Origin of the sequence: Pseudomonas sp. lyk4-TYG-107 (assembly GCF_030209055.1) — a bacterium.
Classification (GTDB): Bacteria; Pseudomonadota; Gammaproteobacteria; order Pseudomonadales; family Pseudomonadaceae; genus Aquipseudomonas; species Aquipseudomonas putida_A.
On sequence record NZ_JARVST010000014.1, the window covers coordinates 138206 to 150474 of the forward strand.

The 12269-nt window shown below is 54.6% G+C and carries 26 protein-coding genes; all 26 read right to left on the bottom strand.

Going from position 1 to position 12269, the window contains the following annotated elements; genetic code table 11:
- Positions 1 to 16: 16 nt before the first annotated feature.
- Positions 17 to 406, bottom strand: a complete 390-nt coding sequence (rpsK, locus tag QRN61_RS13710) for a 30S ribosomal protein S11 (RefSeq protein WP_002555466.1) — start codon at positions 404 to 406, stop codon at positions 17 to 19.
- Between the two features lie 30 nt (positions 407 to 436).
- Positions 437 to 793, bottom strand: a complete 357-nt coding sequence (rpsM, locus tag QRN61_RS13715; RefSeq protein WP_008374135.1) for a 30S ribosomal protein S13 — start codon at positions 791 to 793, stop codon at positions 437 to 439.
- 130 nt (positions 794 to 923) lie between these two features.
- The gene (rpmJ, locus tag QRN61_RS13720) at positions 924 to 1040 is read right to left on the bottom strand and encodes a 50S ribosomal protein L36 (protein ID WP_002555468.1); all 117 of its coding nucleotides are present in this window, start codon (positions 1038 to 1040) and stop codon (positions 924 to 926) included.
- A 27-nt stretch (positions 1041 to 1067) separates the two neighbouring features.
- A complete protein-coding gene (gene secY / locus QRN61_RS13725; protein WP_003228718.1) occupies positions 1068 to 2396 on the bottom strand; it encodes a preprotein translocase subunit SecY in 1329 nt (442 codons plus the stop codon).
- Positions 2397 to 2834, bottom strand: coding sequence for a 50S ribosomal protein L15 (gene rplO / locus QRN61_RS13730; RefSeq protein ID WP_003228720.1), 438 nt, complete (start codon positions 2832 to 2834; stop codon positions 2397 to 2399).
- 3 nt (positions 2835 to 2837) lie between these two features.
- Complete coding sequence (rpmD, locus tag QRN61_RS13735; RefSeq protein ID WP_003176408.1) at positions 2838 to 3014, bottom strand: 50S ribosomal protein L30; 177 nt, start codon at positions 3012 to 3014, stop codon at positions 2838 to 2840.
- Between the two features lie 2 nt (positions 3015 to 3016).
- On the bottom strand, positions 3017 to 3517 hold the full coding sequence (gene rpsE / locus QRN61_RS13740; RefSeq protein WP_003176409.1) for a 30S ribosomal protein S5: 501 nt from the start codon (positions 3515 to 3517) through the stop codon (positions 3017 to 3019).
- Between the two features lie 3 nt (positions 3518 to 3520).
- Positions 3521 to 3871, bottom strand: a complete 351-nt coding sequence (gene rplR / locus QRN61_RS13745) for a 50S ribosomal protein L18 (RefSeq protein WP_003186037.1) — start codon at positions 3869 to 3871, stop codon at positions 3521 to 3523.
- Positions 3872 to 3881: 10 nt separating this feature from the next.
- Positions 3882 to 4415: a 50S ribosomal protein L6 gene (gene rplF / locus QRN61_RS13750; protein WP_007966176.1), complete on the bottom strand. Its 534-nt coding sequence runs from the start codon at positions 4413 to 4415 to the stop codon at positions 3882 to 3884.
- Between the two features lie 12 nt (positions 4416 to 4427).
- A complete protein-coding gene (gene rpsH / locus QRN61_RS13755) occupies positions 4428 to 4820 on the bottom strand; it encodes a 30S ribosomal protein S8 (RefSeq protein ID WP_007966178.1) in 393 nt (130 codons plus the stop codon).
- Positions 4821 to 5029: 209 nt separating this feature from the next.
- Positions 5030 to 5335, bottom strand: a complete 306-nt coding sequence (gene rpsN, locus QRN61_RS13760; RefSeq protein ID WP_003228726.1) for a 30S ribosomal protein S14 — start codon at positions 5333 to 5335, stop codon at positions 5030 to 5032.
- A 13-nt stretch (positions 5336 to 5348) separates the two neighbouring features.
- Positions 5349 to 5888 carry a 50S ribosomal protein L5 gene (gene rplE / locus QRN61_RS13765; protein WP_003210069.1) on the bottom strand — a complete coding sequence of 180 codons (540 nt, stop codon included), beginning with the start codon at positions 5886 to 5888 and terminating at the stop codon, positions 5349 to 5351.
- 20 nt (positions 5889 to 5908) lie between these two features.
- Complete coding sequence (gene rplX / locus QRN61_RS13770; RefSeq protein ID WP_003186046.1) at positions 5909 to 6223, bottom strand: 50S ribosomal protein L24; 315 nt, start codon at positions 6221 to 6223, stop codon at positions 5909 to 5911.
- Positions 6224 to 6234: 11 nt separating this feature from the next.
- Complete coding sequence (rplN, locus tag QRN61_RS13775; RefSeq protein WP_002555479.1) at positions 6235 to 6603, bottom strand: 50S ribosomal protein L14; 369 nt, start codon at positions 6601 to 6603, stop codon at positions 6235 to 6237.
- Positions 6604 to 6626: 23 nt separating this feature from the next.
- The gene (gene rpsQ / locus QRN61_RS13780) at positions 6627 to 6893 is read right to left on the bottom strand and encodes a 30S ribosomal protein S17 (protein WP_003194644.1); all 267 of its coding nucleotides are present in this window, start codon (positions 6891 to 6893) and stop codon (positions 6627 to 6629) included.
- Positions 6894 to 6895: 2 nt separating this feature from the next.
- Positions 6896 to 7087, bottom strand: coding sequence for a 50S ribosomal protein L29 (rpmC, locus tag QRN61_RS13785; protein WP_002555481.1), 192 nt, complete (start codon positions 7085 to 7087; stop codon positions 6896 to 6898).
- Entirely contained in the window at positions 7087 to 7500 is a 414-nt protein-coding gene (gene rplP / locus QRN61_RS13790) for a 50S ribosomal protein L16 (protein ID WP_003228729.1), read from the bottom strand. The genes rpmC and rplP overlap by 1 nt, the downstream gene beginning before the upstream one ends.
- A 12-nt stretch (positions 7501 to 7512) precedes the next feature.
- Positions 7513 to 8199: a 30S ribosomal protein S3 gene (gene rpsC, locus QRN61_RS13795; protein WP_003176422.1), complete on the bottom strand. Its 687-nt coding sequence runs from the start codon at positions 8197 to 8199 to the stop codon at positions 7513 to 7515.
- Between the two features lie 13 nt (positions 8200 to 8212).
- Positions 8213 to 8545 (bottom strand): 50S ribosomal protein L22, encoded by a 333-nt coding sequence (rplV, locus tag QRN61_RS13800; RefSeq protein ID WP_003103908.1) that lies wholly within the window; start codon positions 8543 to 8545, stop codon positions 8213 to 8215.
- A gap of 11 nt (positions 8546 to 8556) precedes the next feature.
- Entirely contained in the window at positions 8557 to 8832 is a 276-nt protein-coding gene (gene rpsS / locus QRN61_RS13805; protein ID WP_003228731.1) for a 30S ribosomal protein S19, read from the bottom strand.
- A 16-nt stretch (positions 8833 to 8848) separates the two neighbouring features.
- A complete protein-coding gene (rplB, locus tag QRN61_RS13810; RefSeq protein WP_003228734.1) occupies positions 8849 to 9673 on the bottom strand; it encodes a 50S ribosomal protein L2 in 825 nt (274 codons plus the stop codon).
- A 14-nt stretch (positions 9674 to 9687) separates the two neighbouring features.
- Positions 9688 to 9987 (bottom strand): 50S ribosomal protein L23, encoded by a 300-nt coding sequence (rplW, locus tag QRN61_RS13815; protein WP_002555488.1) that lies wholly within the window; start codon positions 9985 to 9987, stop codon positions 9688 to 9690.
- On the bottom strand, positions 9984 to 10586 hold the full coding sequence (rplD, locus tag QRN61_RS13820; protein WP_003228735.1) for a 50S ribosomal protein L4: 603 nt from the start codon (positions 10584 to 10586) through the stop codon (positions 9984 to 9986). The genes rplW and rplD overlap by 4 nt, the downstream gene beginning before the upstream one ends.
- 12 nt (positions 10587 to 10598) lie before the next feature.
- The gene (rplC, locus tag QRN61_RS13825; protein WP_003228738.1) at positions 10599 to 11234 is read right to left on the bottom strand and encodes a 50S ribosomal protein L3; all 636 of its coding nucleotides are present in this window, start codon (positions 11232 to 11234) and stop codon (positions 10599 to 10601) included.
- Between the two features lie 80 nt (positions 11235 to 11314).
- Positions 11315 to 11626 (bottom strand): 30S ribosomal protein S10, encoded by a 312-nt coding sequence (rpsJ, locus tag QRN61_RS13830; RefSeq protein WP_003186070.1) that lies wholly within the window; start codon positions 11624 to 11626, stop codon positions 11315 to 11317.
- 158 nt (positions 11627 to 11784) lie between these two features.
- A partial coding sequence (locus QRN61_RS13835; protein ID WP_285374014.1) for an EF-Tu C-terminal domain-related protein occupies positions 11785 to 12269 on the bottom strand: 485 nt, incomplete at its 5' end.

The window sequence follows — 12269 nt, forward strand, 5'->3', positions numbered from 1 at the left end:
TTTACAATCTCCTGGATTACACGCGGCGCTTCTTCGGCGGACGGCACCCGTTGTGCGGGATTGGCGTCACGTCGGTGATGCTGGCGATCTTGTAGCCACAGCCGTTCAAAGCGCGGACTGCGGATTCACGACCTGGACCTGGACCCTTGACGTTAACGTCGAGGTTTTTCAGGCCGTATTCCAGCGCAGCTTGACCAGCACGCTCAGCAGCTACTTGAGCAGCGAACGGGGTGGACTTGCGGGAACCGCGGAAACCCGAACCACCGGAGGTAGCCCAGGAAAGAGCGTTACCTTGACGGTCGGTAATGGTCACGATGGTGTTGTTAAAAGAAGCATGGATGTGGGCGATGCCATCAACCACTGTCTTTTTAACTTTTTTACGAGGACGAGCAGCAGGTTTTGCCATGATTAAATTCCTGTCGATTCGCTGGGGCGATTACTTGCGGATCGGCTTACGCGGACCTTTACGGGTACGCGCGTTGGTCTTGGTACGCTGACCGCGTACTGGAAGACCGCGACGATGACGCAGACCGCGATAGCAACCGAGGTCCATCAAGCGCTTGATTTTCATGTTGATTTCGCGACGCAGGTCACCTTCAGTGGTGAACTTCGCCACTTCGCCACGCAGCTGTTCAATTTGCTCGTCGCTCAGATCTTTGATCTTTGCTGCTGGGTTTACCCCAGTGTCTGCACAGATTTTCTGTGCAGTAGTGCGACCGACACCATAGATGTAGGTCAGCGAGATAACAGTATGCTTGTTATCTGGAATGTTAACGCCTGCAATACGGGCCATTCAGTGGGACTCCAATTGACAGCTACCTACGCCCCGGAAGCCAAGAAATAGGGCGCGAGATAATATCGCTGTAATAACAAATAATCAACCCGGCAGCGCACTAGCTGCCGGGCTTGAAGCACAATCACACTCAGCCTTGGCGCTGTTTGTGACGCGGTTCCGCGCTGCAAATTACTCGAACAACACCTTCGCGGCGAATAATCTTGCAGTTACGGCACAGCTTTTTCACCGATGCACGAACTTTCATCACCAACTCCTCGAACCTTATGGGTACTCAGCGCAACATGCCGCTGCCGTAACCCTTCAGGTTGGCTTTCTTCATCAGGGATTCGTACTGGTGCGAAACGAGGTGCGATTGTACTTGGGACATGAAGTCCATCACAACCACGACCACGATCAGCAACGAGGTCCCGCCAAGGTAGAACGGAACGTTTGCTGCAACCACCAGGAATTGGGGCAACAGGCACACGGCCGTCATGTAAAGAGCACCGAACATGGTCAAGCGAGTCAGAACGCCATCAATATAGCGTGCAGACTGCTCACCTGGACGGATGCCCGGAATAAAGGCACCGGACTTCTTCAGGTTTTCCGCTACGTCTTTCGGATTGAACATCAACGCCGTATAGAAGAAGCAGAAGAAAATAATCCCTGCACTAAACAGCAGAATATTCAACGGCTGACCAGGAGCGATCGACTGCGAGATGTCCTGCAACCAGCCCATACCTTCAGACTGACCAAACCAGGCACCCAACGAAGCCGGGAACAGCAAAATGCTGCTCGCGAAAATAGCCGGAATAACACCGGCCATGTTCACCTTCAGCGGCAAGTGGCTTGTCTGCGCAGCAAAAACCTTGCGGCCCTGCTGACGCTTGGCGTAGTGAACAGCGATACGACGCTGGCCACGCTCAATGAACACCACGAAACCGATAATCGCTACTGCCAGCAAACCGATGGCAACCAAGGCAAAGATATTGATATCACCCTGACGCGCAGACTCGAAAGACTGCCCGATTGCTCTCGGAAGACCGGCGACGATACCCGAAAAAATCAACATCGAGATACCGTTGCCTACACCACGCTCAGTAATCTGCTCACCCAGCCACATCATGAACATCGCACCAGCCACAAAAGTGGATACCGCGACGAAATGGAAGCCAAAGTCACCAGTGAACGCAACGCCCTGCCCCGCCAGACCAATGGACATGCCAATAGCCTGAACGAGAGCGAGGACGACGGTGCCGTAGCGGGTGTACTGGCTGATCTTGCGACGGCCAGCTTCACCTTCCTTCTTCAACTGCTCCAGCTGCGGGCTGACGGCGGTCATCAGTTGCATGATGATCGATGCCGAAATGTACGGCATGATCCCCAGTGCAAAGATGCTCATCCGTTCCAGCGCGCCGCCGGAGAACATGTTGAACAAGCTAAGAATGGTCCCCTCATTCTGTCGAAACAGGTCTGCGAGTCGGTCCGGGTTGATACCTGGAACCGGGATGTGTGCGCCTATTCGGTAGACGATAATCGCCAGGAACAGAAAACGCAGACGAGCCCAGAGTTCAGACATACCGCCTTTGCCGAGCGCAGAGAGAGCACCTTGCTTAGCCATTTATTCCTCGAACTTGCCGCCAGCTGCTTCGATAGCCGCACGCGCACCTTTGGTGGCGCCGATTCCCTTGCCGATAGTGACAGCGCGAGTCACTTCACCGGACAGCATGATTTTCACACGCTGTACGTTGACGTTGATCACGTTGGCATCTTTCAGGGACTGCACGGTGACGATGTCGCCTTCCACTTTGGCCAGCTCGGACAGACGCACTTCTGCGCGGTCCATGGCTTTCAGGGAAACGAAACCGAACTTCGGCAGGCGACGATGCAGCGGCTGTTGACCGCCTTCAAAGCCTGGAGCAATAGTGCCACCGGAGCGGGAGGTTTGACCTTTGTGGCCACGGCCACCAGTCTTACCCAAACCGCTACCGATACCACGGCCCGGACGATGCTTTTCGCGACGGGAACCCGGCGCTGGACTCAGATCATTGAGTTTCATCGATTAACCCTCGACACGCAGCATGTAGTAAGCCTTGTTGATCATCCCGCGATTCTCGGGAGTATCCTGGACTTCTACAGTGTGACCGATGCGACGCAGACCCAGACCCTTAACGCACAGTTTGTGGTTAGGGATGCGGCCGGTCATGCTTTTGATCAGCGTAACTTTAACGGTAGCCATGATCAGAAGATCTCCTTGACAGTCAGGCCACGCTTGGCAGCGATGGACTCAGGAGATTGCATGGCTTTCAGACCTTTGAAAGTGGCGTGAACCACGTTTACCGGGTTAGTCGAGCCGTAGCACTTGGCCAGAACGTTCTGAACGCCGGCAACTTCGAGGACAGCACGCATAGCGCCGCCAGCGATGATACCGGTACCTTCAGAAGCAGGCTGCATGTACACCTTCGAAGCGCCGTGAGCGGACTTCATTGCGTACTGCAGGGTAGTGCCGTTCAGGTCAACTTGAATCATGTTGCGGCGAGCAGCTTCCATTGCCTTCTGGATCGCAGCAGGCACTTCACGCGACTTGCCACGGCCGAAGCCAACACGCCCTTTACCATCACCAACCACGGTCAACGCGGTGAAAGTGAAGATACGGCCGCCTTTAACGGTTTTGGCTACGCGGTTAACTTGAACCAGCTTCTCAATGTAGCCTTCGTCGCGCTTTTGGTCGTTATTTGACATAACTTAGAACTCCAGCCCAGCTTCACGAGCAGCATCAGCCAGCGCTTTAACGCGGCCATGGTACTTGAAGCCAGAGCGGTCGAAAGCCACTTGCGAGACGCCAGCGGCCTTAGCACGCGTAGCGACCAGCTGGCCAACCTTTGTGGCCGCGTCGATGTTGCCAGTGGCGCCATCACGCAGTTCTTTATCCAAAGTCGAGGCGCTTGCCAGGACTTTGTTGCCGTCGGCCGAGATGACCTGGGCGTAGATGTGCTGCGACGAGCGGAACACGCAGAGACGCACGACTTCGAGTTCGTGCATTTTCAGGCGTGCTTTGCGAGCGCGACGCAGTCGAGTAACTTTTTTGTCGGTCATTTGCTATGCCCTACTTCTTCTTGGCTTCTTTACGACGGACGACTTCGTCCGCGTAGCGCACACCTTTGCCTTTGTACGGCTCTGGTGGACGGAAGTCGCGGATCTCAGCGGCCACTTGACCTACCAGCTGTTTATCGATGCCCTTGATCAGGATATCGGTCTGGCTAGGAGTCTCAGCGGTGATGCCTTGCGGCAGTTCGTAATCCACTGGGTGCGAGAAGCCAAGAGCCAGGTTCAGCACCTGACCTTTTGCTTGCGCTTTGTAACCAACACCGACCAGCTGGAGCTTGCGCTCGAAGCCTTGGCTTACGCCTTGGACCATGTTGTTTACCAACGCACGCGTGGTACCGGCCATTGCGCGAGTCTGTTGATCGCCATTGCGAGCAGCGAAACGCAGCTCACCAGCTTCTTCAACGATCTCAACGGACGAATGGATGTTCAGTTCAAGAGTACCCTTGGCACCCTTCACCGAAAGCTGTTGGCCTGCGAATTTTACTTCGACACCGGCTGGCAGCTTAACGGGGTTCTTAGCGACGCGAGACATGCTTATCCCCCCTTAGAACACAGTGCAAAGAACTTCGCCGCCGACACCGGCAGCGCGCGCAGCACGATCCGTCATCACACCTTTGTTGGTGGAGACGATAGACACGCCAAGACCGCCACGAACTTTCGGCAGATCTTCAACGGACTTGTACTGACGCAGGCCTGGACGACTAACGCGCTTCACTTCCTCGATGACCGGACGGCCTTCGAAGTATTTCAGCGAGATGGACAACGACGGCTTAGCGTCGGTGGTGATCTGAAAATCCGCGATGTAACCTTCGTCCTTCAGGACTTTTGCTACAGCCACCTTCAACGTGGAAGACGGCATGCTTACGACAGACTTTTCAGCCATCTGGGCATTACGGATTCGAGTTAGCATGTCCGCTAACGGGTCCTGCATACTCATGGGCTAGACGCTCCTAATACAGAAAAATTAGCCTTGCGGCTACTACATGTCGCCGAGAAACTCCGGGCATGAAAAACACGGGCTCAGGCGAGCCGGTCATTCTAGACACACCCCAGAAATGAATCAAGCCCCAAAAGGGGCTTGATTCAGATTCAAGGCCACCGATGGTCAGGTTCTTGCGAACCCGACCATCAAGGCTTTGACAGCGATTACCAGCTGGCTTTAACCAGACCTGGAACGTCACCACGCATTGCCGCTTCACGCAGTTTGTTACGGCCCAGGCCGAACTTGCGGTAAACGCCGTGCGGACGACCAGTCAGGCGGCAACGGTTACGCATGCGCGAAGCGCTTGCGTCACGTGGTTGCTTCTGCAGAGCTACGGTAGCTTCCCAACGCGCTTCTGGACTTGCGTTCAGATCAACGATGATAGCTTTCAGCGCTGCACGCTTGGTGGCGTACTTGGCAACAGTGAGCTGACGCTTCAGCTCACGGTTTTTCATGCTCTTCTTGGCCATTTTCCTACTCCAATCAGTTGCGGAACGGGAATTTGAAAGCACGCAGCAGAGCGCGGCCTTCATCATCGTTCTTGGCAGTGGTGGTCAGGGTAATGTCCAGACCGCGGAGAGCATCGATCTTGTCGTAGTCGATTTCCGGGAAAATGATCTGCTCTTTCACGCCCATGCTGTAGTTGCCACGACCATCGAAGGACTTGGCATTCAGGCCGCGGAAGTCGCGAACCCGAGGCAGGGAGATCGACAGCAGACGATCCAGGAACTCGTACATACGCTCACGGCGCAGAGTCACTTTGACGCCGATCGGCCATCCTTCACGGACTTTAAAGCCAGCGATGGATTTACGAGCGTAGGTCACAACGACTTTTTGGCCGGTGATCTTTTCCAGGTCAGCAACAGCGTGCTCGATGACTTTTTTGTCGCCGATCGCTTCGCCCAGACCCATGTTCAGGGTGATTTTGGTAACGCGCGGAACTTCCATCACGTTCGAAAGCTTAAGCTCTTCCTTAAGTTTCGGAGCGATTTCCTTCCGGTAAATCTCTTTTAGTCGTGCCATGGTCTTCTACCTAGCAGTGTTCAAGCATCAACCGCTTTTTGGGTCGACTTGAAGACACGAATTTTCTTACCGTCTTCTACTTTGAAACCAACGCGGTCAGCCTTGTTGGTTTCGCCGTTGAAGATGGCGACGTTGGAAGCGTGCAGTGGCGCTTCTTTCTCGACGATACCGCCCTGTACGCCCGACATCGGGTTAGGCTTGGTATGACGCTTGACCAGGTTCAGACCACCAACAACCAGACGGTTGTCAGCAAGAACCTTCAGCACCTTACCGCGCTTACCTTTGTCTTTGCCGGCGATCACGATGATCTCGTCGTCACGACGAATCTTTTGCATGTCGGATCTCCTTACAGCACTTCTGGGGCGAGCGAGACGATCTTCATGAACTTCTCAGTACGAAGTTCACGGGTCACTGGCCCAAAGATACGGGTGCCGATCGGCTCTTGCTTGTTGTTCAGAAGAACAGCAGCGTTGCCATCAAAGCGGATAATGGAGCCATCAGCACGACGTACGCCGTGACGAGTGCGGACTACAACAGCAGTCATCACTTGGCCTTTTTTCACTTTACCGCGAGGAATTGCTTCCTTGACGGTAACTTTGATGATGTCACCGATACCAGCGTAACGACGATGGGAGCCACCCAGCACCTTGATGCACATAACGCGGCGAGCGCCGCTGTTATCGGCCACATCGAGCATGGATTGAGTCTGAATCATATAATTTCTCCGACCCCTAGCCCTTAGACTTCCACAGCGCGTTCGAGAACATCAACCAGCGCCCAAGACTTGGTCTTGGCCATCGGACGAGTTTCACGAATAGTGACTTTGTCGCCGATGTGGCACTGATTGGTTTCGTCGTGCGCGTGCAGCTTAGTCGAACGCTTAACGTATTTACCGTAGATCGGGTGCTTAACGCGACGCTCGATCAGAACGGTGATGGTTTTGTCCATCTTGTCGCTGACAACACGGCCAGTCAGCGTACGGACAGTTTTTTCGGCTTCAGCCATGATCACTTACCTGCCTGCTGGTTGAGCACAGTCTTCACGCGAGCGATGTCACGCTTAACTTGCGAGAGCAGATGAGACTGCCCCAACTGGCCAGTTGCTTTCTGCATACGCAGATTGAACTGGTCGCGCAGCAAGCCGAGCAGTTGCTCGTTCAGCTGCTGTGCGGATTTTTCACGAAGTTCATTCGCTTTCATCACATCACCGTCCGTTTAACAAAGGAGGTGGCGAGCGGCAGCTTTGCAGCAGCCAGGGCGAAAGCCTCACGCGCCAGCTCTTCAGAAACACCCTCGATTTCATACAGGACTTTGCCTGGCTGAATCTGGGCAACCCAGTACTCCACGTTACCCTTACCTTTACCCATACGAACCTCGAGAGGTTTCTTGGAGATCGGCTTGTCCGGGAATACACGGATCCAGATCTTGCCACCACGTTTTACGTGACGGGTCAGAGCACGACGCGCTGACTCGATCTGACGAGCGGTGAGACGACCACGAGCAACAGACTTCAGCGCGAACTCGCCGAAGCTGACTTTGCTACCGCGCAGTGCCAGACCACGGTTGTGGCCGGTCATCTGCTTGCGGAACTTCGTACGCTTTGGTTGCAACATTTGGCGTACCCCTTACTTAGCAGCTTTTTTACGAGGCGCTGGTGCTTGTGGTTTCAGCTCTTCTTGGCGACCACCAATTACTTCGCCTTTGAAGATCCAAACCTTTACACCGATCACACCGTAGGTGGTGTGAGCTTCGTAGTTGGCATAGTCGATGTCGGCACGCAGGGTGTGCAGTGGCACACGACCTTCGCGATACCATTCAGTACGTGCGATTTCAGCACCGCCGAGACGACCGCTCACTTGGATTTTGATGCCTTTGGCACCAATGCGCATGGCGTTCTGTACTGCGCGCTTCATAGCGCGACGGAACATTACACGACGCTCCAGCTGCTGAGCTACGCTCTGCGCAACCAGCATACCGTCGAGCTCCGGCTTGCGGATCTCTTCGATATTGATGTGCACAGGCACACCCATTTGCTTGGTCAGGTCCTGACGCAGTTTCTCAACATCTTCACCTTTCTTCCCGATAACGATACCTGGACGAGCGGTGTGGATGGTGATGCGTGCAGTTTGGGCCGGACGATGGATATCGATACGGCTTACGGACGCGCTTTTTAGTTTGTCTTGGAGATACTCACGCACTTTCAGATCTGCGAACAAGTAGTCCGCATAAGTCCGACCGTCTGCGTACCAGACGGAGGTGTGCTCCTTGACGATTCCCAGGCGAATGCCAATGGGATGTACTTTCTGACCCATCTCTTCGACTCCGTTACTTGTCAGCAACCTTGACAGTGATATGGCAAGACCGCTTGACGATGCGATCAGCACGGCCTTTGGCACGTGGCATGATGCGCTTCAGCGAACGCCCTTCGTTGACGAAAACAGTGCTGACCTTCAGGTCATCAACGTCTGCGCCTTCGTTATGCTCGGCGTTGGCTACGGCCGACTCCAGCACTTTCTTCATGATCTCGGCGGCTTTCTTACTGCTGAAAGCCAACAGGTTGAGCGCTTCGCCCACCTTCTTCCCGCGGATCTGGTCGGCGACCAAGCGGGCTTTCTGGGCGGAGATTCGAGCGCCCGACAACTTAGCGGCTACTTCCATTTCCTTACCCCTTAACGCTTGGCTTTCTTGTCAGCCACGTGCCCACGATAAGTGCGGGTACCGGCGAACTCGCCCAGTTTATGGCCAACCATGTCTTCGTTCACGAGAACTGGGACGTGCTGACGGCCGTTGTGTACTGCGATGGTCAGACCGACCATTTGTGGCAGGATCATCGAACGACGCGACCAAGTCTTAATTGGTTTGCGATCGTTCTTTTCCGCCGCCACTTCGATCTTCTTCAGTAGGTGAAGATCAATAAAAGGACCTTTTTTCAGAGAACGTGGCACTGTCGTATCCCTCTATTTACTTGCGACGACGGACGATCATTTTGTCGGTACGCTTATTACCACGAGTCTTCGCGCCCTTAGTCGGGAAGCCCCATGGCGATACCGGATGACGACCACCAGAGGTACGACCTTCACCACCACCATGTGGGTGGTCAACCGGGTTCATGGCAACACCACGAACGGTTGGGCGAACGCCACGCCAGCGTTTGGCACCAGCTTTACCCAGCGAACGCAGGCTGTGCTCGGAGTTCGAGACTTCGCCCAGGGTCGCACGGCATTCAGCCAGGACTTTACGCATTTCACCGGAACGCAGACGCAGGGTAACGTACACGCCTTCACGAGCGATCAGCTGAGCCGAAGCACCAGCGGAGCGAGCGATCTGTGCGCCTTTACCTGGCTTCAGTTCGATGCCGTGTACGGTAGAACCGACTGGAATGTTGCGCAGTTGCAGAGCGTTGCCTGGCTTGATTGGAGCCAGAGCGCCTGCGATCAGCTGGTCGCCAGCACTCACGCCTTTAGGGGCGATGATGTAGCGACGCTCGCCGTCTGCGTAGCAGAGCAGTGCGATGTGAGCAGTACGGTTTGGATCGTATTCGATACGCTCGACAGTGGCGACGATGCCATCTTTGTCGTTGCGACGGAAATCGACCATACGGTAATGCTGCTTATGACCACCACCGATGTGACGAGTGGTAATACGGCCATTGTTGTTACGACCACCAGTCTTCGATTTTTTCTCGAGCAGCGGTGCGTGAGGAGCGCCTTTATGCAGCTCCTGGTTGACCACCTTGACCACAAAACGGCGGCCAGGGGAAGTCGGTTTGCATTTAACGATTGCCATGATGCACCCCTTCCTTACTCAGCACTGCTGCTGAAATCGAGATCTTGGCCTGGCTGAAGGGAGATAACTGCCTTCTTCCAGTCATTACGCTTGCCCAGACCGCGAGCAGTGCGCTTGCTCTTACCCAGAACGTTCAGGGTAGTGACGCGCTCTACTTTCACGCTGAACAGGCTTTCGACGGCCTTCTTGATTTCCAGCTTGGTTGCATCAGTAGCAACCTTGAAAACGAACTGGCCTTTCTTGTCTGCCAGAACCGTAGCCTTCTCGGAAACGTGCGGGCCAAGCAGAACTTTAAATACGCGTTCCTGGTTCATCCCAGCAGCTCCTCGAATTTCTTCACGGCCGACACGGTGATCAACACCTTGTCGTATGCGATCAGACTAACTGGATCGGAACCTTGCACGTCACGTACATCTACGTGTGGCAGGTTACGAGCAGCCAGGTACAGGTTCTGATCAACAGCGTCCGACACGATGAGAACATCGGTCAAACTCATGTTGTTCAGCTTGCCCAGCAGATCTTTGGTTTTCGGAGTTTCAACAGCGAAATCCTGAACCACGACCAGACGATCAGTACGCACCAGCTCAGCAAGGATGGAACGCATTGCTGCGCGATACATCTTCTTGTTCAGCTTCTGGGAGTGATCCTGTGGACGAGCTGCGAAAGTGGTACCGCCGCCACGCCAGATTGGGCTACGGATAGTACCGGCACGAGCACGGCCAGTACCTTTCTGACGCCATGGGCGCTTGCCGCCACCACGAACGTCGGAACGGGTCTTTTGCTGCTTGCTACCTTGACGGCCGCCAGCCATGTAGGCCACGACTGCTTGGTGAACCAGCGTCTCGTTGAACTCGCCGCCAAATGTCAGTTCGGAAACTTCGATCGCTTGAGCGTCATTTACATTTAATTGCATGTCAGCTTCCCCTTAACCGCGAGCCTTGGCTGCTGGACGTACAACCAGGTTGCCGCCAGTAGCGCCAGGAACAGCGCCCTTGACCAACAACAGATTGCGTTCAGCGTCCACGCGCACTACTTCCAGGGACTGCACGGTCACGCGCTCAGCGCCCATATGACCGGACATTTTTTTGCCCTTGAATACACGACCAGGAGTCTGGCACTGGCCGATAGAGCCTGGGACGCGGTGGGATACGGAGTTACCGTGGGTGTTATCTTGCCCGCGGAAATTCCAACGCTTGATCGTACCCTGGAAGCCTTTACCCTTGGACTGACCGGTTACATCAACCAGTTGACCAGCGGCGAAGATTTCAGCGTTGATCAGATCGCCAGCCTGGTACTCGCCTTCTTCAAGACGGAATTCCATGGTGGTGCGACCAGCGGCAACGTTCGCTTTAGCGAAGTGACCAGCTTGAGCTGCTGTTACACGCGAAGCACGACGCTCGCCGACAGTGACTTGCACTGCACGATAGCCATCGGTCTCTTCAGTTTTGAACTGGGTGACGCGATTCGGCTCGATCTCAATGACCGTGACCGGAATGGAGACACCTTCTTCGGTGAAAATACGGGTCATACCGCATTTACGACCGACTACACCAATAGTCATGTTGTAAACCTCATGAGTGTACGGGGCTTTCACCCGCTATGGCCGCCCATTTCAGAGCGTTACACGACCAAGACCGAGTCTTAGCCGAGGCTGATCTGCACTTCCACACCGGCCGCAAGATCAAGCTTCATAAGAGCATCAACGGTTTTATCCGTTGGCTGGACGATGTCCAGAACGCGCTTATGAGTGCGGATTTCGTACTGGTCACGCGCGTCTTTGTTGACGTGCGGGGAAACCAGAACGGTGAACCGCTCTTTACGGGTAGGCAGTGGAATTGGACCACGCACTTGAGCACCAGTACGTTTCGCGGTTTCCACGATTTCCTGGGTTGATTGGTCGATCAGGCGATGGTCGAAAGCCTTCAACCTGATACGGATTTGCTGATTTTGCATTGGATTTCAGACTCCGGCTGCTATTCCCACCGGGCGCAATACGCCCGTTAAAAGGAGGCGCAATTCTATAGACGCCCCAGATAGGTGTCAACCCAATAAAAAAGCCCCCGCTGAGCGGGGGCTTTTTCACTTCATCAAGCAGACTCTATAAAAGAGAATTACTCGATGATTTTGGCTACGACGCCAGCGCCGACGGTACGACCGCCTTCACGGATAGCGAAACGCAGACCGTCTTCCATCGCGATGGTTTTGATCAGGGTAACAGTCATCTGAATGTTGTCACCTGGCATTACCATTTCAACGCCTTCTGGCAGCTCGCAGTTACCAGTCACGTCAGTAGTACGGAAGTAGAACTGTGGACGGTAGCCTTTGAAGAACGGAGTGTGACGACCGCCTTCTTCCTTGCTCAGAACGTAAACTTCTGCGGTGAACTTGGTGTGCGGCTTAACCGAACCTGGCTTAACCAGAACCTGACCACGCTCAACGTCGTCACGCTTGGTACCACGCAGCAGAACGCCGCAGTTCTCGCCAGCACGACCTTCGTCGAGCAGCTTGCGGAACATCTCAACACCGGTGCAGGTGGTGGTAGTGGTGTCACGCAGACCAACGATTTCCAGTGCATCTTGAACGCGAACGATACCGC